The 26005-nt window shown below is 44.6% G+C and carries 28 protein-coding genes, 1 pseudogene and 1 other annotated feature; of the genes and pseudogenes, 5 read left to right on the top strand and 24 right to left on the bottom strand.

The genetic code is table 11. The annotated features are described in order from the left end of the window. Positions 1–10: 10 nt before the first annotated feature. The 3 genes from araA to CVV77_RS12725 all read right to left on the bottom strand — a co-directional run bounded on the left by araA (position 11) and on the right by CVV77_RS12725 (position 3932). Positions 11–1501: an L-arabinose isomerase gene (araA, locus tag CVV77_RS12735; protein WP_100275558.1), complete on the bottom strand. Its 1491-nt coding sequence runs from the start codon at positions 1499–1501 to the stop codon at positions 11–13. A gap of 176 nt (positions 1502–1677) precedes the next feature. Next, positions 1678–2649: an arabinan endo-1,5-alpha-L-arabinosidase AbnA gene (gene abnA / locus CVV77_RS12730; RefSeq protein WP_019259136.1), complete on the bottom strand. Its 972-nt coding sequence runs from the start codon at positions 2647–2649 to the stop codon at positions 1678–1680. Positions 2650–2846: 197 nt separating this feature from the next. Then, on the bottom strand, positions 2847–3932 hold the full coding sequence (locus tag CVV77_RS12725; protein WP_003237726.1) for a M42 family metallopeptidase: 1086 nt from the start codon (positions 3930–3932) through the stop codon (positions 2847–2849). 183 nt (positions 3933–4115) lie between these two features. Between CVV77_RS12725 and ysdB the strand changes: the two genes are divergently transcribed. Continuing rightward, positions 4116–4508, top strand: a complete 393-nt coding sequence (gene ysdB, locus CVV77_RS12720) for a sigma W pathway protein YsdB (RefSeq protein WP_003237728.1) — start codon at positions 4116–4118, stop codon at positions 4506–4508. Positions 4509–4524: 16 nt separating this feature from the next. On the opposite strand, the gene CVV77_RS12715 is transcribed toward ysdB, so the two are convergent. The 5 genes from CVV77_RS12715 to CVV77_RS22170 all read right to left on the bottom strand — a co-directional run bounded on the left by CVV77_RS12715 (position 4525) and on the right by CVV77_RS22170 (position 6506). After that, a complete protein-coding gene (locus CVV77_RS12715; RefSeq protein ID WP_100275557.1) occupies positions 4525–4794 on the bottom strand; it encodes a DUF1294 domain-containing protein in 270 nt (89 codons plus the stop codon). Between the two features lie 55 nt (positions 4795–4849). Beyond that, entirely contained in the window at positions 4850–5209 is a 360-nt protein-coding gene (rplT, locus tag CVV77_RS12710) for a 50S ribosomal protein L20 (RefSeq protein WP_003222420.1), read from the bottom strand. A 31-nt stretch (positions 5210–5240) separates the two neighbouring features. Then, positions 5241–5441, bottom strand: coding sequence for a 50S ribosomal protein L35 (gene rpmI / locus CVV77_RS12705; RefSeq protein WP_003222418.1), 201 nt, complete (start codon positions 5439–5441; stop codon positions 5241–5243). A 12-nt stretch (positions 5442–5453) separates the two neighbouring features. Further along, the gene (infC, locus tag CVV77_RS12700; RefSeq protein WP_010886591.1) at positions 5454–5975 is read right to left on the bottom strand and encodes a translation initiation factor IF-3; all 522 of its coding nucleotides are present in this window, start codon (positions 5973–5975) and stop codon (positions 5454–5456) included. Positions 5976–6033: 58 nt separating this feature from the next. After that, positions 6034–6164 (bottom strand) — a sequence feature (ribosomal protein L20 leader region). A 129-nt stretch (positions 6165–6293) separates the two neighbouring features. Then, positions 6294–6506 (bottom strand): hypothetical protein, encoded by a 213-nt coding sequence (locus CVV77_RS22170; protein ID WP_181280850.1) that lies wholly within the window; start codon positions 6504–6506, stop codon positions 6294–6296. Positions 6507–6622: 116 nt separating this feature from the next. Between CVV77_RS22170 and CVV77_RS12695 the strand changes: the two genes are divergently transcribed. Then, complete coding sequence (locus CVV77_RS12695) at positions 6623–7285, top strand: hypothetical protein (RefSeq protein WP_060399250.1); 663 nt, start codon at positions 6623–6625, stop codon at positions 7283–7285. Between the two features lie 32 nt (positions 7286–7317). On the opposite strand, the gene lrgB is transcribed toward CVV77_RS12695, so the two are convergent. The 4 genes from lrgB to lytS all read right to left on the bottom strand — a co-directional run bounded on the left by lrgB (position 7318) and on the right by lytS (position 11092). Beyond that, a complete protein-coding gene (gene lrgB / locus CVV77_RS12690) occupies positions 7318–8013 on the bottom strand; it encodes an antiholin-like protein LrgB (protein WP_100275556.1) in 696 nt (231 codons plus the stop codon). A gap of 20 nt (positions 8014–8033) precedes the next feature. Next, positions 8034–8474, bottom strand: coding sequence for an antiholin-like murein hydrolase modulator LrgA (gene lrgA, locus CVV77_RS12685; RefSeq protein WP_100275555.1), 441 nt, complete (start codon positions 8472–8474; stop codon positions 8034–8036). Between the two features lie 133 nt (positions 8475–8607). Next, positions 8608–9333, bottom strand: a complete 726-nt coding sequence (gene lytT, locus CVV77_RS12680; RefSeq protein WP_019259139.1) for a two-component system response regulator LytT — start codon at positions 9331–9333, stop codon at positions 8608–8610. Continuing rightward, positions 9311–11092 (bottom strand): two-component system sensor histidine kinase LytS, encoded by a 1782-nt coding sequence (gene lytS / locus CVV77_RS12675; RefSeq protein WP_100275554.1) that lies wholly within the window; start codon positions 11090–11092, stop codon positions 9311–9313. The genes lytT and lytS overlap by 23 nt, the downstream gene beginning before the upstream one ends. 175 nt (positions 11093–11267) lie before the next feature. Here lytS and CVV77_RS12670 point away from each other — a divergent pair, with 175 nt between their 5' ends. Then, a complete protein-coding gene (locus tag CVV77_RS12670; RefSeq protein WP_100275553.1) occupies positions 11268–12050 on the top strand; it encodes an HAD family hydrolase in 783 nt (260 codons plus the stop codon). Between the two features lie 43 nt (positions 12051–12093). On the opposite strand, the gene thrS is transcribed toward CVV77_RS12670, so the two are convergent. From thrS to CVV77_RS12625, 9 genes are all read right to left on the bottom strand, one after another. Further along, complete coding sequence (gene thrS, locus CVV77_RS12665; RefSeq protein ID WP_100275552.1) at positions 12094–14025, bottom strand: threonine--tRNA ligase; 1932 nt, start codon at positions 14023–14025, stop codon at positions 12094–12096. Between the two features lie 398 nt (positions 14026–14423). Further along, entirely contained in the window at positions 14424–15269 is an 846-nt protein-coding gene (gene ytxC, locus CVV77_RS12660) for a putative sporulation protein YtxC (RefSeq protein ID WP_100275551.1), read from the bottom strand. A gap of 78 nt (positions 15270–15347) precedes the next feature. Continuing rightward, on the bottom strand, positions 15348–15989 hold the full coding sequence (locus CVV77_RS12655; protein WP_088112287.1) for a TVP38/TMEM64 family protein: 642 nt from the start codon (positions 15987–15989) through the stop codon (positions 15348–15350). 33 nt (positions 15990–16022) lie between these two features. Then, positions 16023–16958, bottom strand: coding sequence for a primosomal protein DnaI (gene dnaI, locus CVV77_RS12650; RefSeq protein WP_019259143.1), 936 nt, complete (start codon positions 16956–16958; stop codon positions 16023–16025). 27 nt (positions 16959–16985) lie between these two features. Continuing rightward, positions 16986–18407 (bottom strand): replicative helicase loading/DNA remodeling protein DnaB, encoded by a 1422-nt coding sequence (gene dnaB / locus CVV77_RS12645; RefSeq protein ID WP_100275550.1) that lies wholly within the window; start codon positions 18405–18407, stop codon positions 16986–16988. 114 nt (positions 18408–18521) lie between these two features. Beyond that, a complete protein-coding gene (gene nrdR, locus CVV77_RS12640) occupies positions 18522–18980 on the bottom strand; it encodes a transcriptional regulator NrdR (protein WP_003223586.1) in 459 nt (152 codons plus the stop codon). Between the two features lie 273 nt (positions 18981–19253). Further along, the gene (gene speD, locus CVV77_RS12635) at positions 19254–19634 is read right to left on the bottom strand and encodes an adenosylmethionine decarboxylase (RefSeq protein WP_003223584.1); all 381 of its coding nucleotides are present in this window, start codon (positions 19632–19634) and stop codon (positions 19254–19256) included. Positions 19635–19872: 238 nt separating this feature from the next. Further along, positions 19873–20895, bottom strand: coding sequence for a glyceraldehyde-3-phosphate dehydrogenase (locus CVV77_RS12630; RefSeq protein WP_003237755.1), 1023 nt, complete (start codon positions 20893–20895; stop codon positions 19873–19875). Positions 20896–21096: 201 nt separating this feature from the next. Further along, the gene (locus CVV77_RS12625; RefSeq protein ID WP_003229458.1) at positions 21097–21477 is read right to left on the bottom strand and encodes a winged helix-turn-helix transcriptional regulator; all 381 of its coding nucleotides are present in this window, start codon (positions 21475–21477) and stop codon (positions 21097–21099) included. A 183-nt stretch (positions 21478–21660) separates the two neighbouring features. On the opposite strand from CVV77_RS12625, the gene CVV77_RS12620 reads away from it, so the two are divergent. Beyond that, positions 21661–22857 (top strand): MFS transporter, encoded by a 1197-nt coding sequence (locus CVV77_RS12620; protein WP_100275549.1) that lies wholly within the window; start codon positions 21661–21663, stop codon positions 22855–22857. 23 nt (positions 22858–22880) lie between these two features. Continuing rightward, entirely contained in the window at positions 22881–23723 is an 843-nt protein-coding gene (ytbE, locus tag CVV77_RS12615) for an aldo/keto reductase YtbE (RefSeq protein WP_088112285.1), read from the top strand. A 38-nt stretch (positions 23724–23761) separates the two neighbouring features. On the opposite strand, the gene coaE is transcribed toward ytbE, so the two are convergent. From coaE to mutM, 3 genes and pseudogenes are all read right to left on the bottom strand, one after another. Then, on the bottom strand, positions 23762–24355 hold the full coding sequence (gene coaE / locus CVV77_RS12610) for a dephospho-CoA kinase (protein ID WP_088112284.1): 594 nt from the start codon (positions 24353–24355) through the stop codon (positions 23762–23764). Between the two features lie 15 nt (positions 24356–24370). Then, positions 24371–25021 (bottom strand): annotated as a pseudogene (gene ytaF / locus CVV77_RS12605) (sporulation membrane protein YtaF); the annotation flags it as partial. A gap of 149 nt (positions 25022–25170) precedes the next feature. Then, a complete protein-coding gene (gene mutM, locus CVV77_RS12600) occupies positions 25171–26001 on the bottom strand; it encodes a DNA-formamidopyrimidine glycosylase (RefSeq protein WP_100275548.1) in 831 nt (276 codons plus the stop codon). Positions 26002–26005 lie beyond the last annotated feature (4 nt).

Genomic DNA, 26005 nt, shown 5'->3' with positions numbered 1-26005 from the left:
ATCCCCCTCTCTACTTTTGAAGCCGATAAAGCGCCTCGTTCCATTTTAATTCGTGTTTCAGCTTGTGAATTGTCGTATCACGGGAAATGAGAACACTTTCGATCCCCGCCATTTCCGCCCAATCGAGCATTTGCTCCGCTGTCAGTTCATAAGACAAGCAGGTATGGTGTGCGCCGCCGGCTAAAATCCATGCCTCCGCCGCTGTTTTCAATGACGGCTCCGGCTTCCAGAGAACACGGGCCACAGGCAGATTCGGCATGTCTTTTTCAATTTCCTGGCCGTTGACCTCATTCAAAACAAGGCGGAAACGCCCGCCGATATCAACAAGGCTAGCTTGAATGGCTGTACCGCTGATCCCGTTAAATACAAAACGCGCAGGATCCTCTTTGCCACCAATAGATAGCGGATGAACCTCGATTTTCGGCTGATCCAAAGCGACAGTCGGACACACTTCAAGCATGTGCGAGCCCAGAATCATTTCATTTCCCGGTTCAAAATGATACGTATAATCTTCCATGAAGGACGTTCTTTTTCCTTCAGCCATGATTTTCATCATCCGCACAAGAGCCGCTGTCTTCCAATCTCCCTCGCCGGCGAACCCGTAGCCCTTCTCCATCAGGCGCTGAACGGCAAGTCCCGGCAGCTGTTTCATTCCGTGCAGCACTTCAAACGATGTTGTAAAAGCTGTGTATCCGCCTTGTTCAAGAAAAGCGGTTAAGCCAAGTTCTATTTTCGCCTGTTCCTTAATGGATGCTACTTTTGCTTCGTCACGTTTTGTTTCCTCACTGATCACATAAAGCCTGTCATACTCCGCATAGAGCGTGTCAACCTCGTCGTCCGTAATGCGGTTCATCACTTCAACAAGGTCTCCGATGCCATATCCGTCAACCTGCCAGCCAAATTGAATATGCGCACCCACCTTGTCTCCGTCCGTTACCGCGACGTGACGCATGTTATCTCCGAATCTGGCAACCTTAATATGTCTGCTTTCATTTAATGCAGCCGCCGTATCCATCCACTGGGAAATCTCTTTCTTCACTTCTTCATCATCCCAATAGCCGGCGACGACTTTCCGGTTCAGACCCATTCGCGAGTTAATGTAACCGTATTCACGATCGCCATGTGCGGATTGGTTGCTGTTCATAAAGTCCATGTCAATCGTACCCCACGGGATATCGCGATTATATTGAGTATGCAGATGCATAAGCGGTTTTTGATAAGAGGAAAGGCCTTCTATCCACATTTTTGCAGGAGAAAATGTGTGCATCCATGTAATGATGCCGGCGCATGTCTCACTGTACTCTGCTTCCCTTAACAGCTGTCTGATGGTTTCCGGTGAAGTGACGATGGGCTTATGCGTGATTTTATATCTAGAAGAAACCCCGCTGAGCCCCTCACAAATGCTTTTCGCATGCTGATCCACCAGTTCCAGCGTCTCTTCCCCGTATAGGTGCTGGCTTCCTGTTACAAACCAGAATTCATAATCCTTTGTCTGAAGCATGTAAACTGCCCCTTTCACATAAAATAAAACGCTTTCAAACACAAAAAAGATACGTACTAATGGTGAAAAATAAATCAAAACTATTAATTTGTACGAACAATTTCATTATAGTAATTGACTATTATACTGTCAATCTTTTCTTTTAAAAAAGCCGGGCGCAGCCCCGGCTTTTTCATTCAATAGGAAGGCCAGCCCGAGCTCCAATTCAAATCATTGATGAGAAGCTTCGGAATGCCGTTGTCATTGGCGTCGTAGGCATGACGAACAAGAATGTTTCCATTTACAATATCCTGGCCTCCGGGACCTTTCCATTGGTCGTTTCCGGAATCCAAAATGGTGCCCCCGCCATCCAGCATGCTTTTTCCGCTTTTATCAAGATAAGGGCCTGTAATGCTTTTAGATCTTCCGTAAGCAATTTTGTACGTACTGTTTACCCCGTTACAGCATTTATCAAATGAGACCATTAAATAGTAATAGCCATTTTGATACGTAAGAGTAGGTGCTTCCAGTGCCCCGCCATTATTCGGTCTGGCTGCAATCGAATAGAGCGAGCCTGTCGGCTTCATCGTACTCTTATCAAGCTTGGTCAGCTTAATCCCGCTCCAAAACGAGCCGAATGCAAGCCACGGGTTGCCATCCTTGTCGAATGTCAGCTCCGGATCAATGGCGTTATAATTATTGGAGCTTGTCGAACGGATCACCAAGCCCTCGTCCTTCCAGCTCCCCGAACTGATGCTTGTTGAAGATGCCAGTCCGATGGCAGATGTATTGCTTCCAAAAGAAGAGACTGAATAATACAGCCAATACTTACCGTTATAGTATTGGATATCCGGCGCCCACTGGTTTTGGCCGTAATTCGGCACATAATTGGACCACCACGATAGCGGTGTGCTGAAAATGGATTTTTGTACGGTCCAGTTTTTAGCGTCCGAAGACTTCAGAACCCGCAGTCCCCGTTCTTCAGTAAGCCCTGTTCCAAGCGCGTACCACGAACTTCCCTCTTTGATCATAGTCGGGTCGTGAAGCAGCTCATTGGATGCCCCCCAAAATGCGGCCTCTGCTGGAGCAGCGGAAGTGAATATCAGCCCTGCAGCCAGAGCGGCGCTCGAAAAGTGAAAGAAGCGTTTCCATGTTTTTTTCATTTTCAACTTGTCTAACCTCCTTTAAATTAGAAAGCGCTTACAAATAAAGATTGTTTTATCCTCCCTTCCTTACAAATGAGCTGCGTATCGTATGTCATCATGTTCAGGAAATTTTCGGTATCTTCTTTATTGTAGTCACTCTGCTGTAATTTGTACAGACAAAAAAATAGAACCCGCCCTAAAAGGCGGATTCCTCCGTATCTTTATTGATACGTAATCTCGTCAACCGTTTTTCGGTCTAACTTCTTAATGACTTCTGTAATTAATTTTACCGCGTTTTCATAATCGTCACGATGCAGCATGGCCGCGTGCGTATGAATGTAGCGGGTAGCAATGGTAATGGACAGTGCAGGAACGCCATTTGCTGTCAAATGGATGGCCCCCGAGTCAGTGCCGCCGCCGGCAATGGCATCAAATTGGTACGGAATGCCCGCTTCCTCTGCAGTAGCGACGACTATATCACGCAAGCCTTTATGAGAGACCATGGATGCATCGTAAATGATAATTTGCGGGCCTTTGCCCATTTTGCTTTGCGCTTCTTTCTCGGAAATGCCAGGCGTGTCTCCTGCTATCCCTACATCAACACCAAACGCAATATCAGGCTGAATGGTATGCGCAGCCGTTTTCGCTCCTCTGAGGCCGACTTCCTCCTGCACGGTTCCAACGCCATACACAATGTTTGGATGATCTGTGTTTTGTAAATTTCTTAACACATCAATGGCAATCGCACAGCCGATGCGGTTGTCCCATGCCTTCGCCAACAGGAATTTTTCATTATTCATGACTGTAAATTCAAAATGAGGTACGATCATGTCTCCCGGGAGTACGCCCCATTCCAAGGCTTCTTCTCGGCTTGAAGCTCCAATGTCAATAAACATCTCTTTTATTTCTACTGATTTTTTTCTCGCTTCAGGAGATAAAATATGCGGCGGCTTAGAGCCGATAACCCCTGTGATGTCCCCTTTTTTCGTTACGATGGTAACACGCTGGGCCAGCATGACCTGAGCCCACCAGCCGCCAACGGTTTGGAAACGGATAAAACCTTTATCAGTGATTTGTGTCACCATAAAGCCGACTTCGTCCAAATGTCCAGCAATCATAATTTTCGGGCCGTTTTCCGCACCTGTTTTTTTGGCAATTAAACTGCCCAACCGATCTGTTGTGACCTCATCAGCAAATGGTTCTATGTATGATTTCATCACTTGCCTTACTTCTCTCTCATTGCCCGGTATGCCTTTTGCATCTGTTAAATCTTTCAGCATGGTCAATGTTTCATCTAATTTTGCCATGTTCTAAAAACCTCCTTCATCAGTCCTGCATTCTTATTATACAAAACCTGGCGCTAACCATACGACTATTTCACTTGAAAATCGGGTATATGTTTTTAGAACTTTCTTTAGAAAAAGTGAAACCTTTTTCTATGCTCTTCGTATTACATCAGATCATCACAATAAGGGGGGTGCCTTCACACAATGTTTGTCATGGTTCTAAGGATTATATTGCTTGCACTTTTTGCTTATTGTATTTATGCCGCGGTCAAATATGTCGCGAATCCAAAAAGAAGGCTCAAGCTGGCCCAATCAAAAGAACATTTTTATATTATCGATGAACAGAACAATACCCGAAAAAACTTTCAGCTGACGTATAAAGGCGTGCTTTTTGAAGGAGAAAAGCATATCCCTTCCAAGGATCATCCGCTGTTTATCCACACGATCTTTGTCTGGACAGAATCTCCTGAGAAGCTGAAGCATTTCTCTGTAAAAGATTTTGAGAACATTGAAGAAAAAGTGCTGGAACGATATCCAAATTGTAAGATTGACTGGGACCAGCCCATTAAACTCGCAAAAAAAGCAGAAGAGCGCTAAAACGCTTTTCTGCTTTTTATAAATCAAGCGGGCTGTAATAAATGCCGATCAAGATCGCTTCAATCACCAGAAGAAGCGGTACTCCGTACTTAAAAGACGCGTGTTTCGTTTTATGTCTGAAGGTTTGCATGCCGAGCCATACACCGAGCGCTCCAAACACGATCGCAATCAGCCACAGCCGGTCTTCAGAAATTCTCCATTTATGCTTCTGCGCTTTTCGCTTGTCAACACCCATCACCCAAAAACCGCAAAGATTGATCAGTACCAAATAGACAGCGATAACCATGTTGCCTCATCCTTTATATAAAAAAACCGCTCTGCTGGAGAGCGGCCCTATATGATTACTTGTTTAATTGAGCTTTAGCAGCATCAGCAAGCTGATTGAATGCAGTAAGATCGTTCACAGCAAGATCAGCAAGCATTTTACGGTTTACTTCGATACCAGAAAGCTTAAGACCGTGCATTAAACGGCTGTAAGAAAGACCGTTCATGCGAGCAGCTGCGTTGATACGAGTGATCCAAAGCTTACGGAAATCACGTTTTTTCTGACGACGGTCACGGAAAGCATAGTTTCCAGATTTCATGACCTGCTGGTTAGCTACTTTGTATAATGTATGTTTTGAACCGAAATAACCTTTTGCTAATTTAAGAACCTTTTTACGACGCTTACGTGTAACAGTTCCGCCTTTTACTCTTGGCATTAAATTTCCCTCCTAATTGTTCCTTGTCCGATTACTTGATGTTAGCAAGCATTTGTTTGATACGTTTGAAGTCTCCTGCGCTTACAACAGCACTCTTGCGAAGCTTACGCTTTTGCTTTTGAGATTTGTTGGCGAATAAGTGACTAGTGTACGCATGAGAACGTTTTAACTTCCCAGAACCTGTCTTTTTAAAACGTTTAGCAGATCCGCGGTGAGTTTTCATTTTTGGCATGGGATTTCCTCCTTATTGCTTTTCGTTTTTCGGCGCGAGCATTAAGAACATGCTGCGGCCGTCCATTTTTGGTTTTGTTTCGACAGTCGCAACCTCAGCACATGCTTCAGAAAAACGGTCTAACACACGCTGACCGATTTCTTTATGAGTGATTGCGCGTCCTTTAAAGCGGATAGAAGCTTTTACTTTATCGCCTTTTTCAAGGAATTTAATCGCATTGCGCAATTTCGTGTTAAAGTCATGCTCATCGATTGTCGGACTTAACCGAACTTCTTTTAAGTTAATGATTTTTTGATTCTTGCGTGCTTCTTTTTCCTTTTTCTGCTGCTCAAATCGGAACTTACCGTAGTCCATGATTCGGCAGACAGGCGGTTTTGCATTCGCTGCAACTAACACAAGGTCAAGATTTGCGCGGCCGGCGATTTCAAGTGCTTCCTGACGGGACTTGATTCCAAGCTGGTCGCCATTTTGTCCGATTAAACGGACCTCACGTGCACGGATACCCTCATTAACCAATTGATCTTTGCTAATAATGAGCCACCTCCATAGTTTCTTCGAATTGATTCACAACTCATTTTGACTGCATTCTGCAGGCAAACAAAAAGTGCGGGCATTATAAAACACCCACACTACGAACATCTGTATCAATAAAAATGTACGGTCAACCTGCCAACTACATGCATGTGTCAATCAGGTGAGAAGCGGGTGCTTCTGCTTGTGATTTATATTCAATTCAATAACTATTCTACACAATACCGGATCTTTAGTCAAGGACGACTTATCCGGAACAACTTTTACATTGTAACATGGGTTTTCTATGAGTGCAAGAGAGAAAAAGAAAATCTTTCATCCTCATCCAGAATGGAAAGTTACTGAACCGCTTAGCCACGCATCAAGTGTTCTGTTTAATAAGCTCGGTTCAGCCTGCGGTGCTACATGACCGATCCCCGAAATGCTGAAAGTAGCTGATTTGCTGTTCCCACATCCAGCCGCTGACACCCCGCCATGAATAAAGACCATGAGCCGAGGATGGTAAACACCTGATTCTATTGTATATAGAATCAATAGTCTCCTTCCATCCTTCTCCTTATTTCGCAGCTTCCCATAAAACCACTGACAGGAAAAAATGTAAAGTAAAGTTAATCCCTAACCGATATAAGAAGCAGAAGGGAGTCTGACACATGAACAAACTGATACAGCTTGCTTTATTTTTCACATTGATATTAACCGGTTGCTCGAATAGCAGCACATCTTCTGAACCAAAAGCTGAAACGGTTAAGACAGCCGTAGTATTTAATCAAAAGGAACTAGAGAAAGAGCTGAAAAAACTAAAACCCGTTTCACTGGACATGGATTTCGAGAGTCCACTCGCTGCTGAGTTAGGAAAGCGGAAGGCAAAAGAAGCAGCCGAGAAGCAAAGACAGATCGCAGCCGAGAAAAAACGTGAAAAAGAGCGGGAGGCGAAACGAAAGAAACAGCAGGAGGAAGCAGCGGAGAGACAGCGATTGGCAGAGCAGCAGGCTGCAGAGAGACAGCGATTAGCGGAAGCGGAAAGACAAGCTGAACTTGAAAGACAGCGGCAGGCAGCAATCCAAAAAGAACAGAAAGCGAACGCTGAAAAAAAGCGGCAATCGCAGGCACAACGGCAGCAGACCGAGGCACCCTCATCTAATAGTCAAGATCCACCTTCTTCCTCGAGCCAGACGGATAAAACCATTCAACAGCCAGCTTCAGAGCTTCCTGATGACGATGGTTATGGTTATGAAGAACGAAAAAAGTGGCATGACGATCAAGTGGAATGGGGCATTAAACAAGGATATATTGATCCCGAAGACGCACCATAAAATAGAAAAAGCCAAGGCTTGATAGCCTTGGCTTATCCTCCGATCAGCTGCATGAACACAGGGATGACCAGAACCGTTACCACTCCCACTACGACAACAGCAATACTTGCCATCGCAGCTTCAACTTCTCCCATCTCGATCCCGACGGCTACACCGAGTGCATGTCCGGACGTTCCGAGTGCCAATCCTTTAGAAATCGGATTCTTTACTTTAAACACCTTCAAGAACAACGCTCCGAGCGCATACACAATGACAGCGTTAAAGATGACCGCAAAGGCAGTGATATCGCTGATGCCTCCGATGTCTTTTGATAAAGGAAGCGCAATTGCCGTTGTTGCCGCCTGCGGGAGCATACTTTTCATCACAGCCGAATCGAGGTGAATGCCTTTTGCGAGCAAATAAACAATCGTGACAGAGCAGATAGAGCCGACAATAATGGAGGACATGATTTGCCACCAGTATTTTTTCAGCTTATCTCTTTGCTTGTACAAAGGAATTGCAAAAGCGATCGTCGCCGGTTCAAGGAAAAACTTAATGATTTCTCCCCCGTTATTATAGTCCGCGTAGGAAAAACCGCCGATTTTTAAAAATGCGATCCCAAGCACCATGGCAACAAACAATGGAGTGAAAAGGAAGAAGCCTTTCGTTTTCTTAAATAAAAAGGTGCCGATGCCGAATGCAGCAAGTGATACAACAATTCCGAAATAAGGACTCATAGTGCTTTCCATCTGAAGAACCTCCTGTTTCCTTAATGGTGAACGAGTTCTTTATTGTTCTGCGAACTTTGCACTGTTTTTGTTTTCACGTCCGCTGCGGTTTTGCGTTTTCCGCTCAGCGAAAGAATCAGCTGAGAAAACAATCCCGTAGCCCCCAGCAAAATAATCGTTGCGAGCAGAATGACAAGAACAATTTGCAGACCGTATTGCTGCATCACGCCAAGCGAATTCATAACAGATATACCAGACGGAACAAATAAAAATCCGATCAGAGAGGTTAAAGACGTTCCGAGCGTTTCTACTTGTTCCAGTTTAATGACTTTCAAACATAATAGGAGAAATAATAAGACCAACCCTACAACCGATGCCGGGATAGGGATTGGGACAATAGCGGCAATCATATTTGAAACCAGCATAATGACGGCAAAAATAAATGCTTGTGTTAAAAACCCGTACACTTTTTTAGCACTCATTTTCTTCACCTCTTTCTCTTTGGTACCCCCATTATAAATAAGAATCCCTTGTTATAAAGCGCTTACAAGATAACATGCCGAATAGCGGGACTGAGTTGCAGAAACAAATGGCTGAAATGCAAAAAGCCGTCCATCAAATATGGAGCAGCTTTTTCAATTCCTTCGCATATGTCCGGCTGACCGGTATTTTTGATCCGTCTTTCATGATCAGGTTATAGGTTGAATTAAACCACGGCTGAATTTCTTTAAGATATTCGGTATTGACGACAAAGCTCCGATGGACGCGGATAAAACCAGCATCAGACAGCTTTTTCTCAATGACAACGAGCGTATCGCTGACCGTATACGATGTATCGAAGGTTTTTACATTGACGTGACCATCTTCCGTTCCGGCATAGATAATGTCCTTCGTATCTACGATCACTATTGATTCTCCGACAGATAGCGCGAGTTTGTGCTGGCCGGAATGACTGCTCTGATCTGTTTCAACAATATCCCGATTGACTTTTTTATATTTTTTCAGCGTTTGCTGAATTCTTTCCTCATCGAAAGGCTTGGTTAAATAATCAAGGGCGTCCACCTCAAATGCTTTGAGCGCATACTGGTCATACGCCGTCGCAAACACAACAGCAGGAGGATGCTTCATTTTCTTCAACCGCTTTGCGATATCAAAACCGTTTTCTCCGGATAAATCAACGTCTAAAAACAGCAAGTCAGGCTTTTGATCCATCATTTGGTCAAAAGCAGATTCAATATTTTCCGCTTCATTGATTTCCATTTCCTCATTGGTCCGCTTGAGCAAGTAAGCCAGTTCATCCCTTGCCAGCATCTCATCATCAACTATTAACACCCTGAGCATGTTCTTCTCCCTCTTTCATATGTTGCATTGGCACTCGAAAGGAAACCTCTGTCCCTTTCTGAACCTCACTCCTGATATGCAGTGCGGCCTGCTGTCCGAATAAACCAATCAGCCGCTGATTCAGGTTATAGAGCGCTGTACCGGTTCCCTCCTTAGATGGAAACGATTTCTTTCCCAGCTCCGGAAGGATGTCCGGCGGAATTCCCCGTCCGTTATCCGTCACCTTCATATAGACGGATGTATCATCAGATAAGACACAGACCGTAACTTTGCACATGTCTTGTTTTTTCGGAAACGCATGCCGAAGCGCGTTCTCCACAAGCACCTGTAAAACAAACGGTGGGATTTCAATCTGCTCCAGCCTGCTGTCGATATTGAGCTCAATCTTATATTTCCCGGGAAAACGCGCCTGTTCTAATGATAAATAGGCGTGAAGGTGGTTCAGCTCCTTTGAGAGCGGAATCAGCAGCTGTCTCGCTCCTTGAAGGTTTGAACGAAAATAAACGCTAAGCTGCAATAAGAGCTTACGGGTTTTTTCAACATCCGTGCGGCATAACGCAGAAATTGTATTGATCGCATTAAATAAAAAATGCGGATTCACCTGTGCTTGAAGCGCTTTGATTTCAGCATCCTTGAGAAGCTTGCTTTGCAGCTCTGCTTCCCCAAGCTCAAGCTGTGTCGAAAACAGCATGGCCAGCCCCTCAGCAAGCTCCTCCTCTACCTGACTCAGGCCTGCCGGGTTTTTAAAGTACATTTTTAAGGTGCCGATTGTATTTCCGTTTGATGTCAGCGGCAGGACTATTGCGGCGTGCAAAGGGCATTCAGAATGTGTGCATTCAATCTCTTCCTGTGAAATCGCCTTCATAATTTGCCCTGTTTTAATCACCTTTTTGGACAGGCCGGTGATCAAGCTTTTTGATGGGATGTGATGATCAATTCCCGCGCCGACATGCGCAAGGATCTTTTCTTTATCAGTGAGAGACACCGCATCCGTTCCGGTCAGCTTATGGATAATAGACGCTACACTTTTACAGGAGTTTTCATTTAGACCTTGGCGAAAAAATGGAAGCGTCTGGTCAGCAATCGTCAGCACTCTGTGCGTTTCAAGCGCCCTTGCCTGCTCTTCCTTGCGAATGATCGCTTGAATAATCGATAGGAAAATAAAACTGCCTGTCCCATTGATGAGTATCATCGGAATCCCGATCATGCTGACAAGCTCCCAAGCGTCACTGAACGGCTTTGCCATCAGCAAAATAATCACCATCTGCAGTGACTCCATGCCGATTCCCACAAGAGCGGCGACACGCGGTGTCGGCATTCGGTAGCGCTTCGTAAAATACCTGCCGATCAAGCCTGCAAGAATACCTGCTAAAACAGATGATACCGCACAGCTAAAAGCCGTGCTGCCGCCGAGCGAAAAACGATGCAGTCCCGCCAGTACGCCGATTCCAGCCCCTACAAACGGGCCTCCGAGAAGGCCTCCGATTTCCACGCCCAAAATACGGGTATTCGCAATAGAGCCAGACGGATCTATCGCAAACACCCAGTCATTGTTTACAATCATATTTTTTTGAATTTCAATGCCTGTATAATTGCTGATGATGCTGAAAAGAGAAAAAATAGAAATTAAAACCGCTTTTCCTTTATAGCCGTCCTGATGTTGCAGCGCTTGTCTGAACAGCTTTGTATGGGCGAGAATGAACCCCAATATAACAATAATCCCTACCCTCTCAAGCATCATAATCATTAAATGAATCATGCATGTCACCTGTTCTTTCCATTTTCATTCTAGCATGTTTTCGGTCCATGAATTTCATGGCTGACTGTTTTTTTAAAATCATCTGAAAACATATTTCACAAGGCTATTATCTATTGTAAAATAAAACATGAGCCTTTTGGCAGAAAGATTTGAATCTGAAGCAGAGGAGAAGATCATGAAAGCCGTATTTTTTGATTTAGACGATACACTACTTTGGGATGAAAAAAGCGTCAGAACAACATTTGCAGAAACTTGTTTACAAGCGGAGAAAAAATATGGCCTTGACCATCAGGCATTCGAAGCAGCTGTTCGCGAAGCGGCGAGAGAATTGTACATGTCATATGAGACGTATCCATATACAGTGATGATCGGCATTAACCCGTTTGAAGGACTGTGGTCCAATTTCTCAGAGCCGATCAGTGAAGGCTTTCAAAAGCTGAACAAGATTGTGCCGGAGTACAGAAGAAACGCATGGACAAACGGACTGAAAACGCTTGGCATCGATGATCCGGCATACGGCGAATTTTTAGGAGAGTTTTTTGCGGCAGAGCGCAGAAGACGCCCGTTTGTATATGATGAGACATTTGCTGTACTCGATCAATTAAAAGGCAAGTATGAATTGCTGCTTTTGACAAACGGCGATCCGAGTCTGCAAAAGGAGAAGCTCGCAGGCGTGCCTGAACTCGCTCCTTATTTCAATGAAATCGTCATTTCGGGCGCTTTCGGCAAAGGGAAACCGGATGTTTCAATCTTTGAACACTGCCTTAAGCTGATGAATATTGAAAAAGACGATGCGATCATGGTCGGCGATAATTTGAATACTGATATTTTAGGCGCTTCAAGAGCCGGAATCAAAACCGTTTGGATCAACCGGACGGATAAGAAAAACGAAACTGACGTGACGCCTGATTACATCATCAGCAGCCTTCATGATTTGTTTCCTATATTAGAGAAATAAAAAAAGCATGATCTCTTCAATGAGATCATGCTCTTTTATTATGTTATTTTTTCGCTTCAGCTACTGCCTTTTTCACAAAATCATCAAGTGAAATGGTTTCAGAGTTCTGCTCTCCGTACTTACGAACGTTTACCGCTCCGTTTTCTGCCTCTTGGTCACCGACCACAAGCATATACGGAATTTTTTGCATTTGCGCTTCACGGATTTTGTAGCCGATTTTTTCATCACGGCTGTCGACTTCTACGCGCAGGCCTTCACGCTGCAGGCGTTCCTGCACTTTTTTCGCGTAGTCTAAATGCACAGCCGGAGAAACCGGGATGACTTGGAATTGAACCGGTGCAAGCCATGTTGGCAGCGCGCCTTTGTGTTCTTCGATTAAGAAGGCAACAAAACGTTCCATTGTTGATACGACACCTCTGTGAATAACAACCGGACGGTGCTGCTTGCCGTCTTCGCCGATATAAGTCAGATCGAAACGTTCAGGCAATAAGAAGTCAAGCTGAACCGTAGACAATGTTTCTTCTTTGCCGATCGCTGTTTTCACCTGAACATCAAGTTTAGGGCCGTAGAATGCCGCTTCACCTTCTGCTTCGTAATAATCATGGCCGATTTCGTCCATTGCTTCTTTCAGCATGGATTGTGCTTTGTTCCACATTTCATCGTCATCAAAATATTTCTCTGTGTCTTCCGGATCACGGTAAGACAGACGGAATGTGTAATCACTTAAGCCGAAGTCTTCATATACTTCCTGGATTAAACGGACTGTACGGATAAACTCATCCTTAATTTGATCCGGACGCACAAAGATGTGCGCATCGTTTAATGTCATGCCGCGCACACGCTGAAGACCTGACAGCGCACCTGACATTTCATAGCGGTGCATTGTTCCCAGCTCCGCAATACGAATCGGAAGCTCGCGGTAGCTGTGGATGTCGTTTTTGTAAATCATCATATGGTGCGGGCAGTTCATCGGGCGGAGCACAAGTGTTTCATTATCCATTTCCATCGGAGGGAACATGCCCTCCTGATAATGATCCCAGTGTCCTGATGTTTCATACAGCTCTTTGCTTCCAAGCACAGGTGTGTATACGTGCTCATAGCCGAGGCTGATTTCTTTATCGACAATGTAGCGTTCGATGACGCGGCGGATTGTCGCGCCTTTTGGCAACCAAAGCGGCAGGCCTTGTCCGACTTTTTGAGAATTCGCAAACAGCTTTAATTCTTTGCCAAGCTTTCTGTGGTCGCGCTCTTTTGCTTCTTCAAGCATGCGAAGATGCTCTTCAAGATCAGCTTTTTTGAAGAACGCTGTGCCGTATACGCGCTGAAGCATTTGGTTGTTGCTGTCACCGCGCCAGTATGCACCTGCAAGGCTTAACAGCTTAAACTCTTTGATTTTTCCTGTTGAAGGAACGTGTACGCCGCGGCACAGGTCAAAGAATTCGCCTTGCTCATAGATCGAAACCGTTTCTCCTTCAGGAATCGCATCCAATAGTTCAAGCTTCAGGTCGTCGCCGATTTCTGCAAAACGGGCTTTCGCTTCTTCACGGCTGACTTCTTTTCGAACGATCGGAAGGTTCGCATTGACGATTTTTTTCATTTCTTTCTCAATTTTCGGCAGATCTTCCGGCGTAATCGCTTCTTCCATTTCTACATCGTAGTAAAAACCGTTTTCGATGACTGGACCGACACCGAATTTAACATCTTTGTAGATGCGTTTAATCGCTTGAGCCAGCAAATGAGCCGTACTGTGGCGCATAATTTGAAGACCTTTTTCTGAGCCTTCTGTAATGATTTCCACTGTACCGTCTTCATTGATCGGCGTTCTCAAATCGATTTCTTTTCCGTTCAGTTTTCCGGCTAATGATTTCTTCTTTAATCCCGGACTGATGGATGCCGCGATATCTTCTGTTGTTGTTCCTTTCGCAAACTCCTTGACTGCTCCGTCAGGAAATGTGATTTTTACCATATCTGACATCTTTGTCACTCCTTTTTTTGCATATAAAAACCCCGCCCCCTATGAAAGGGACGAGGTTGAATAAACGGAATCGTGGTTCCACCCTTTTTTCCGCATAGCCAATACTCCGGCACCTGCGGCTCTAAGCTCTGTAACGGGAGTTCCCGTCAGCCATTACTGTTCCTTATGAAGGAGTTCACAGCTGAAGTTCAAAGGCGGTAAAGCGAATGGTCCTTAGCTGGGAAGCTTGCAGCCGTGACTTCCCTCTCTTTGAGCCGGTATCATTCCTTCATGTCCTTATCAATACGTGTGTCTTTCTTAATCTCCTATGTATTATAAATTGTTCATTCCAAAAAATCAACACGATCGTATTTCCTTTTTTTCAAACCGACAGCCTTATATATACAGGCTGCCGGCCCTTATCCTTCCGAGTGCTTTACCGGTATTTCTGCACCTGAAAAAGCGTGCAGCGGAAGCATTTTCAATCGCTCTTGAAATACGTTTTGAATGGTCCTTGCCATCATGTGCTCGGGCTGGTCGGTGTAAAGCACCACTTCATCAGGCGCGATGGAAATCAGCGGCGCAAGCAAATGAGAATCAATGTACATAGGATGATCCCGGACAAATCGCCTGTCTATGTATTTCATTTTTTCCCGTTCCGGCACATACCGCAGCTCCCATAATGTAAATGAACCATCATGGACAATATGCACCTTTTTGATTCGCGGCTGTTTGGCTGTTACATAGTCTCTGAGTGTTTGAATAAAGTTTTGATATTCCTGTTCCATCTTATATTCATCTATAGCCGCTTCCGTAATGTCTCTCAGCTGTTTGTAGTATTGTCCGAGTCGGAAAGTCTGAAAAGAACGAATGGAAAATACACCTTCCTCTAAACAGATCGTTTGGAGTTCATCCAAAATTGATTGTTTCCGCGAAAGCTTTAGCGGCTCAAAAGGAAGATCGTCTGCTTCTCCTTCAATAATACTGTGTGCGAGCTGAAGGATTTGCTGCTGTTCATCCTGGTCCGTGAAGCAGTATGTTCCCTCAATCAATGACAGCATATGCTCGTCTTCTTTGCATTCTAAAAAAAATTTGACCAGAATCGGCTCCATAAAACGCTGAATAGAGAAAGCCGGCTTCGCTTTTTCAATCCCGATTTTCCGTATGCCTTCACGGACAATGAGGTTGTTCCGATCGTCCGAATGCTGAATGAGATGTAAAAAAGCGGCTGCATCATGGTCATCTTCAAAGATTATTTCAAGCATGTTTGTCCCCCCTTACGGCATCTGTTACAAGTATATGGGGGATGTTTTTAAAATAGACGTAAAGGTCACTGGCAAATCTTAATTTGATTCTTGAAACAAGCTTTGCATTTTCTTTCTGAAGATAAATGGCAGCGAGACAAAAACGATATACAAAGTAAGCACCATAAAGAAAGCGGGCAGATTCCCAGTCAAAAAGCTCGCTCCCAGCACATTCAGCGCAATGGTTCCAGGGATGATTCCCACGGCCGTCGCTGCAAAATACGGCAGCGCTTTGACATTGGAAAGGCCTGCCGCATAGCTGACGAAATCAAAATTGATCGGCAGGATTCTTAAAAGAAAGATATAAAAAAATCCGTTATCCTCCATTTGCTTCTGAATGGCTTCCAGCTTTTCGTAATGGCCGTTCTTTTTCGCCGCAAACAAACCGGCCGCAAAAAACGATACAGCAGAAGCGCACATCGAACCGAACAATGTGTAAAGCGTGCCGACAAGCGGGCCAAACGCAAGTCCGCCCGCTATAGAAATAACAGATACCGGAAATAAAACAAGAGGTCTGACGATGGATATCCCGATAAACATAAGCGGCGCAAAGACCCCGAATGACAATACCCATACTCTGATCTCTTTCGGCGATAAATTCAAATACGTTTTATTTCCCCAATAGATTAAACCTGCACCTGCAAGCACTGCCAGCCATTTAACAGCCGTTTTTATTTTCATACCCTCAGTTCCTTCCCCTTTGAACCGCAGCGATTACGGATGGCGGCGGTTTTCTCCGTCAAGGCGGATCGGAGCAGCCAGATATAATATCCGCTCCATTAGTCTTGCCGCTTTTACTTCTTCCTTTTCTCCCCTTTGCGAATACGTAAAATGATGCTTCAGCTCGTCAGGTGAGAAATTAGAAGAAAAGAAAGTCGGCAGCTGCTGGGACATTCTATGCTGAAGCACCGTTCCGATGACTTCATCCCTTACCCAGCTTGTCATTGATTCCGCCCCGATGTCATCAAGCATCAATACGGGTGTTGTTTTGACCATATTGAGTTTCTCTTCCAATGAATGGTCTTGCAGCGAATTTTTAAGCTCTCTCACAAATTCGGGCACATAGACGATCATAGAGGAATACTCTTTTTCCGCCAGCTCATTGGCAATCGCAGCGAGCATAAACGTTTTTCCTACCCCGAACTTCCCGTATAAGTACAGTCCTTTCCCTTTTCCCGTCTCATTATAGCTTTTCAGAAAATCTGTAACATGCTGGAACATCGCGAGCCTGCTCGGGTCACTGATATCGACCTGCTGGAACGTTGCCCCGAGGAGATCCTGCTGGATATACATGCTTTTCATAAGAGACTTTTGTTTTTTCTGCTGGTCGAGCTTCCGTTTGACCGGACATTCATAATACTCGATATCAATAGAGCGGCCATTGACAACAAGCTTCGGATGGTAGCCCTCCAACAGATTGTTGCAATCTTCATCTTCCGAACAATAGGAGCAATTCTTGCTTTGCCCGATATATTCATAAAGCTTATTTAAGCTCTTTTCGATCATTTTTTGGTCAATTATTTCTTCGTTTTCCTTCAAAAATACCTGAACATCTTGATCATTCATGACTTTTTCCTTCATTTGTTCAAGGCGTTTTTGGAAATCCGGTCTGCCGGTTACGCCCTGCAGGGAACGGCCGATTGGTTCCATCTATTACTTCACCCCGCATCTCTGTCTTTAATAGGCAGAGTATTTTTTCAGTTTTTGCATTTCTTCCATCATCTTTTTCTTCTGTTCTTCCAAATCCTGCGGTTGCAGCTTCTGCTGTCCGGCTTCTGAATCGGACGCTGTCTCTTTTTCTTTCATCCAATCAGGAAGTTTTTCTTCGCGAATCACTTTTTGGTTTCGTTTTGAAGACTGATTTGCTTTTCCCTCAGCCCATTCAAGGTATTGGCGGTTTTCTTCTATCGCGAGCTTCATCGCTTCTCTGACCGTTTTTACCTTTTTGCGCGCCCAATGCGAGGCGATTTTTTGAATATAGTTTTTCGACAGCTTCATGTCAGTTTTCAGCATGACATAATAAATTAACACATTTGTAACGCCTGGCTCGAGCTTCTGTTCAAACATAATTTCTTCAATGATTTTCAGATCCGCTTTTGACGGCTCTGTTCCGTCGGCAATGTCCTGAAGAAGCTTCTTCGGAGAAATCGCCTCCAGCAATGCGATCAGCTTTCCGTCCAGTGAATCCTCTTCCACCGACTTTTCGCCTTCACGCAGGTGCACCGGCTGTGTTTTTTCCACTAAGTCAGGCAGCTGTCCGTTTCTTTCGATTTGATACCAGTCGCTGGCCGCTTTTCTTAAAGCCTCCGTCGTAATCACATCACGCTCATCAATCGCACTCATCACGACATTTTGCATCTGCAAAGGATCTATGCCATACAGATAAGAAAGCTTTTTGATTGTGTCGCGCACCTGCTGGGTCATCGCTTTTCTCGGAATCATCGTCTCAGAAAGTCCCGCTAAAAACAAATCAAAATCAAACACTTCCTCCGTTATGGTATAAGACGGCGCTTGTCCGACAGAAGTATATTCTGTGCCCGGCGCAAGTCTCACCGTTTCCTCCATATCAGATGTGAGCTTCCATTCACTCGGCTGCAGCGATTCAAACGCATGATTAAATGGCCGCGTAATGTCCTTCGCATCTTCTGAAATAGCCGGGTGCGTGAAAAATTGTTTTAATTGCTGATACTTTGTTTTTCCGACTCTATTGTACAGAAAAACATTCAGCATTCCGTCTTCAAAAAATTCATTTGGCCTGAGCGGCGGGAGGAGTTCATATATAAAGAGGCGCTCCTGCCGCTCGGATTCTTTCATATATGCTTTTAGCAATCCGATACCCTCGAGCTTCCCCTGTTCCTGATGGATCGTTTTTAAATTTGACTGTGTCATCCCCATCAGCTGTCTATGTGTGGACTCTCCGCCCCACAAACGGTTTTGTTCAAGCTCTCCCCACAATGTCATATAAAGAGAGAATGCAACAGGGCCGATTAAGGGCTGATACAATTGTGTGATAATTTGTCTGTCTATATCCTGCAGCATCGATCTGCTTTTGACCACATACGGATCTACAGGCAGTACATCTTTCCAATAGTCAGCCATACATTCTCAAACCTTCCGAATTTGTTTCTACCTTTCATTTTACACCGTTTCTTATATCTATCAAATGCCAATTTTGCACATGAGAAAAGAGCTAGAAGAATCCTCTTAGCTCTTTTAACGCTCTTTCTTTATTAAGTCTTTTAATTCGTCGATAAAGACATTTATATCTTTAAACTGCCGATAGACGGACGCGAACCGCACATATGCGACTTCATCAATCTTAGCCAGCCGGTCCATGACCATTTCTCCGACGAGCTCGCTTTTTACCTCAGAGCAGCCTTGATTGCGAAGTTCTTTTTCAATATCAAAGCACATGTCTTCAAGCGTTTTGAGTGAAACGGGTCTTTTTTCACATGCTTTTATGAGGCCGCGCAGCATTTTTTCTCTGCTGAATTCCTCACGCACGCCTTCTTTTTTCACTACGATGAGTGGGGTTTCCTCCACTTTCTCAAAGGTCGTAAACCGGTAGTGGCAGGATTCGCACTCGCGTCTTCGGCGAATGGATTTTCCGTCATCCACAGGCCGTGAATCAAGGACTCGCGTTCCGTTATGCTGGCATGAAGGACATTTCAATAAAATCAGCTCCCAACTATTTCGTTCCCTGCAATGTATTTTCGGCAGCCTCCGCCTTTTCAAAATAAATGTGACAGCCATCTGTCGGGAGAGCCGTTGTGTAAAGCATTCTACAGCATCAGGTGGTTTGTGAAAATCTCTTTCTTATTTTACAAAAAAAATGAAAAAAGAAAAAGCTGACCACTCTTGTTTCTTTATAAAAATAAAAGGAGCATAAGCTAAAAAGCGCATAACGGCTTTCTAGCTTCAGCTCCCTTTGTGGTCGTGTTTACTTTATAGTACCTTCGCTTGCGCCTGTTTAATTTGCACAGGCCCCATCCCTCTCGGTATTTCAATGTTTTCTCTTGTATCAGCATGTAATGCCTCTGCGATGTAGTCAGCAGCGACATTAGGATCTAAGTCTCCACAAGTATAAACATCAATGCTCGCATATCCGTGCTCAGGAAAACTGTGAATTGTTAAGTGTGATTCAGAAATAATCACAACTCCGCTTACGCCTTGCGGTGCAAATTTGTGAAATGCAACCTCGCGCACCTCAGCACCTGATTTTAGAGCAGCATTTACAAACGTTTTTTCAATAAAATCCATGTCATTCAGCTTATCAAAATCGCATCCCCATAGCTCGGAGATAACGTGACGCCCCATTGTTTCCATAGTCATGGACCCCCCTTAACAAGAATTAAAAAGTGAAATTCCAACAACTGGGTCGGCCATTTACCACGGGGGAAAGTTAGTCCGGAGAGGTCCTAACCCTTTAAGTAATTCCGAAACAGTCTCAAGCAAGAAGTTCACGAAAAATAGTATACTGTGTTTAAGTCTAATTTGCAAGGTGCGTTTTTTCAGAAATATGCTGTTAAGGGTTTTTTCTTCAAAGTGCGTCCATGACCTTATTTTATACAGCAGACGGATGTTTCATTCGTGCCGCTACATGGCGGATCAGATCAACGACTCTGCATGAGTAGCCCCATTCGTTGTCATACCACGCGAGCACCTTTACTTTCCTGTCTTCCATTACCATTGTTGTAAGCCCGTCAATGACCGCTGAATGGGGATTCGTATTGTAGTCAGTTGAAACGAGCGGTTCATCTGAATAATCAAGCACGCCGTACATCGACGTTTTGGCAGCCCGTTTAAATGCCTCGTTTACCTCTTCAGCCGTTACATCTGATTTCAGATCGACAACGAGATCAACTAATGAGACGTTCGGAACAGGGACACGCAAGGCGAGGCCGTGAAGCTTTCCTTTCAGATGCGGCAGTACGAGCGAAAGCGCCTTTGCCGCTCCAGTTGTCGTTGGAATGATGGATTCACCGCAGGCCCGCGCCCGGCGCAAATCTTTGTGCGGATTATCAATATTTTTCTGGTCATTCGTATACGCATGAACCGTGGTCATCAGCCCGCTCTCAATGCCAAACTCTTCATCCAGCACTTTTACTACAGGTGCAAGACAGTTTGTCGTGCATGACGCATTTGAAATGATGACATGACGGTCAGCGTCGAATTGGTCCTCATTTACTCCCATCACAATGGTAACGTCTTCATTTTTTCCCGGAGCAGTCAGAATGACTTTTTTCGCACCCGCTTCTATATGGCCCATCGCTTTATCTTTTGAATTAAATTTCCCTGTTGCTTCAACGACAATGTCAATATCATATTCGCCCCAAGGAAGCTGTTTTGGATCACGGCTGTTTAATAAAAGCACTTTCTTTCCATTCACGATCAGGCTGTCTTCACCAGCCACAACCTCTTTGTCGTACCTGCCGTGAATTGTGTCATACTTTATTAAATGAGCCAGCGTTTCTGCGGAATAGCTGGCGTTAATGGCCACTACTTGAATTTGATCGTCTAACATTGCTTTTCTAAAGACCATTCTTCCGATTCTTCCAAACCCGTTGATCGCTACTTTTACCTTCATGTTGGACACCCCTTATCAATTATGCCATCCTAATTTGTTGCTATCTAAAATTAGTATAACATATTAAAATGAAATCGCCAGTACATATTGATAAAAATCAACGATTATAACGCTAATTTATGATGCATTATAGGTTTTCTTGCACACAATATCAGGCGTAAGAACCAAAAAGCAGCCAGCGCTCCGCGCTGACTGCCCTTTTTATGATTCCTGTTTTAACTTATCATTGAGCACACTTTCTTCTAACACAGAAAATGTATCCCCGTACACTCTGTTAATATGATTCGCTCCCCAAGCACACAGCATGTCTAAAATCCCTTCTAAGCTGCGGCCGTATTCGCTGAGCTCGTATTCCACTTTGGGGGGAACCTGATTGTACACGATCCGGTTAATGACACCGTCCGCTTCCAGCTCACGCAGCTGCTGGGTCAGCATTTTTTGCGTGATGTTAGGCATCAGGCGCTTTAATTCACTCGTGCGTTTTTTTCCGTGCGTCAGATGGCATAAAATGACGCACTTCCATTTCCCGCCGATTACTTCAAGAGTCGCTTCAACAGAAATGTTATATTTTTTCTTCTCCATACCGTTCATTCTCCTTACAGGCACTAAAAAGTGACTATAGCACTTAAAAGTACGTACTTTTCTTTCTTGATGATATCTTTCATAATCACATTTGCCGGCTGATTTGAATCTGCTCTATTTTATTTATATAGCTTACTCGGCAGAATTTCAATCATACAACACATTACACAAAGGAGGAATATGATGTCTTCAGCCAATAAAAGCAAAAGCAGCATTCCTGCACTCCTGGCTCTGGCTGTAAGTGCATTCGCCATAGGGACAACCGAATTTATCAGCGTCGGCCTTTTGCCGTTAATTTCTGATGATCTGGACATTCCTGTCACAACAGCGGGATTGACCGTTTCCCTATATGCGCTCGGCGTTACATTCGGAGCCCCTATTTTAACTTCATTGACGTCAAGCATGTCACGAAAGACGCTATTGCTTTGGATCATGTTCATTTTCATTGCCGGGAATACGATGGCCGCTACCGCTTCAAGCATCGGGATTTTATTAGCAGCACGTGTGATATCAGCTTTTTCACACGGTGTGTTTATGTCGATCGGTTCGACGATCGCAGCGGATATTGTCCCTGAGGATAAAAGGGCCAGCGCGATTTCGATTATGTTTACAGGCCTCACTGTGGCAACTGTAACCGGAGTTCCTTTCGGCACGTTTATCGGCCAGCAGCTCGGCTGGCGTTTTGCCTTTATGGTTATTATCGCCGTCGGAGTTATTGCTTTCATTACAAATGGCATCCTTGTTCCATCGAAATTACGAAAAGGGACGAAAACAACGATGCGGGATCAATTGAAGCTTGTGACAAACGGCCGGTTATTGCTTTTATTTGTCATTACGGCGCTTGGATACGGAGGAACATTCGTTGTGTTCACGTATCTGTCTCCCTTGCTTCAAGAAGTAACAGGCTTCAAAGCCGGAACTGTAGCAGTGATCCTGCTCGGATACGGAATTGCCATCGCAATCGGCAATATGATCGGCGGAAGGCTCTCAAACCGAAATCCGATTGCCGCTTTATTCTATATGTTTATCGTACAGGCACTCGTTCTGTTCGTACTAGCATTTACGGCTCCATATCAAACAGCTGGCCTCATCACCATTCTCTGTATGGGCTTGCTGGCCTTTATGAATGTGCCCGGCCTTCAGGTGTATGTCGTTATGCTGGCTGAACGTTTTGTCCCGAGTGCAGTTGACGTCGCATCCGCGATGAATATCGCTGCCTTTAATGCAGGGATTGCGCTTGGCTCATACCTTGGAGGTGTGATTACCGATTCAATCGGACTGATTCACACCGCTTGGATAGGCGGACTAATGGTAGTCGGTGCAGTTATCTTAACAGGCTGGAGCCGCTTGATGGAAAAACGAGATCGGCAGGCAGCCTGACAATTTCAAAGGAGGAAATCAACATGACAACACATTTACAAGCTACAGCAACACTTCATAATGGGGTAAAAATGCCTTGGTTCGGCCTCGGCGTGTTCCAAGTGGAAGAAGGATCTGAACTGGTAAACGCCGTTAGAACCGCAATTGTTCACGGATACCGCAGTATTGATACTGCCGCTATCTATGGAAATGAAGCTGGAGTCGGAGAAGGACTTCAGCAAGGTATTGACGAAGCAGGCATCTCAAGAGAGGACCTATTTATTACATCAAAAGTGTGGAATGCGGATTTAGGATACGAGGAAACACTCGCCGCGTTTGAAACAAGCCTGTCAAAACTCGGTTTGGATTATTTAGATTTATACCTTATCCACTGGCCTGTAGAGGGAAAATACAAAGAAGCATGGAGAGCGCTTGAAACACTTTATAAAGAAGGCCGTGTCAAAGCGATCGGCGTGAGCAACTTCCAAATCCATCATCTTGAAGATTTGATGACGGCTGCTGAAATCAAGCCTATGATCAACCAAGTGGAATTCCATCCGCGCCTTACACAAAAAGAGCTGATGGCATACTGCCAAAAACAAGGCATCCAGATGGAAGCCTGGTCACCTTTAATGCAGGGGCAGCTGCTGGATCATCCTGTACTGGCAGACATCGCTCAAACATATAACAAATCTGTCGCGCAAATCATTTTGCGCTGGGATCTGCAGCATGGCATCATTACGATTCCTAAATCAACGAAAGAACATCGTATTAAAGAAAATGCCAGCGTATTTGACTTTGAATTAACACAGGATGACATGAACCGAATCGATGAGCTAAATGAAAACCTGCGCGTCGGTCCTGATCCGGACAACTTTGATTTTTAATGAAAAAAACACCGTTCATATTGAACGGTGTTTTTGTATTATGCCCAGCCAGTGATGACTTCATCAAGCTGCTGTCTGGTTTCTTCAAGCGTGCCGCTGTTATCGATGACTCGGTCTGCTCTTGCTGTTTTTTCCTCTAAAGGCATTTGAGCGCGGATACGGCTGACCGCTTCTTCTTCCGTCAGCTGATTGCGCTTCATAAGACGTTCAAGCTGAAGCTCTTTGGTCACACTGACCACAATAATTTTATCAACTAAAGATTCCAATTTGCTTTCAAACAATAGCGGGATATCCAATACAACAAATGCCTCCCGATTTGCAATGGCTTCATCACGGCGCTTAAGCATTTCCTGCCTGACTGCGGGATGAACAATTGCATTTAAAGCGAGTCGCTTTTGTTCATTTGTAAATACCAGTGCCCCAAGCTTTTTCCGATCTATATCGCCATTTGGGAGCAGAATGTCTTCACCGAATTCGTCAATGATTTGCCGGTAGGCCGGCATCCCTTTTTCTACCGCTTGTTTTGCAATCATATCTGCATCTATAACTGTTATTCCTTTTTCAAACAGCATATTGGCAACCGTGCTTTTGCCGCTAGCTATTCCTCCCGTTAAACCAATGACTAAGGTCAAGAGATCAACTCCTTTTTACAATTTCCAGAGCCCAATCGTGATCAGCAGAAGCCCCGGCAAAAACGCCATTTTATCGATCCATTTCCACTTAGACAGAAAATGGCCGGCATTGATTCCGATTGATACAAACAGCGAGCTCATGACTGCCACTGCGATGCTCATCACAATCGGTGAAAAACCGAGAATGGCTGCCCCTATACCTGCTCCGAAGGCATCAATTGATAAGGCAAATCCCAATAAGACCGCCTCAATTCCATTGATCACACCCGATTTGTCGATATCCGCACTCATAGGCTTTCTCAAAATATGAATCACAATCCCTAATGACCGAACCTCTAAATTAAGCAGCGTTTTTTCATGCAATAAGTATTCTTTGTCTTTTGCCGGCCTGAAAAATTGATACAGAACCCACGCACCGATTCCGACCAATATCAAACCGCCAAGCTTCTCCGTCACATATACAGGAAAAAACTTTGTGAGAAAGCTTCCGATCAGCATGGATATAAACATGACAGCACCGGAACAGCAGGCGATAACCAAAATCGCTTTAAACGGTATTTTCATTTTTCTCAATCCGTACGTAAATCCGACAGAAAAACTGTCCAAGCTGACAGCCAACGCCAGCAGCAGTATAGAAACCATTTGCATATCCGTTTCTTCCTTTCTGTTGGTGCTCTTGTATCAGATGTAAAATGCCCGGGATTCATCACAATCATATATATGGAAAAGTAAAAAATCCGTGTTTCGAAAATGGCATTCCTCTATTGCAGAATTACTGATATATGCACCGACAGCTTGGACGATGAAGCATTATGCTACTCTTTTTTCTGGCACTTCGCGCAAAAATGCGTGCCCCTGCCTCCGACGACAATTTTTGAAATCATCGTTCCACAATGTTTGCACGGTTCGTCTTTTTTTCCGTACACAAAATGCTGCAGCTGGAACATTCCGATTTCCCCTTGGGAGTTGATATATGAGCGGACAGTGCTGCCGCCCGCGTCAATCGCTTCCTGCAGGGTGTTTTTGATTTCAGCGTGAAGTGTTTTGATTGTTTTGTCTGATAATTGATTTGCTTTCGTCTCGGGATGGACACCCGCTCTGAAAAGAGCCTCGTCCACATAAATGTTTCCGAGTCCGACAACCGTTTTTTGATCCAGCAGGGCGGTTTTGACAGCACGGTTTGTTTTAGCAAGGCGTTCTTTTAAATATGCACTCGTAAATTCTTCTGCATCCGGCTCCGGCCCTAACTGAGAAAGCGGAAGCTCGCCCGCTTCCTCTCCCGGTTTAAATAAGTGCATGGTTCCGAACTTCCGCACATCCCTGTAACGAAGCTGAGTTCCGTCCGTCATCGTGAATATGACATGCACGTGTTTATCGTCTGGCTCCTCCGCTTGATGAAGCCCGTATTTCCCTTCCATTCGAAGGTGGGAAACCATGACATAATGATCTAAATGAAACAGTAAAAACTTTCCCCGTCTTCCGATAGACTGTATCGTTTCTCCTGTTAGTTTTCGCGCAAATTCCTCCGGTTCGGCAGGCCGTTTGATGATATTTGGCCATCTGATCTCTACCGATTTGATTGTTTTTCCCTTTACAAGCCCGGTCAGAGTGCGCCGGACCGTTTCAACCTCTGGTAATTCCGGCACATCC

Source organism: Bacillus sp. SN1, from assembly GCF_002796895.1.
GTDB classification, from domain to species: domain Bacteria; phylum Bacillota; class Bacilli; order Bacillales; family Bacillaceae; genus Bacillus; species Bacillus inaquosorum.
Note: the sequence above shows the minus strand (reverse complement) of the source record. Positions and strands in the feature narration are given on the sequence as shown.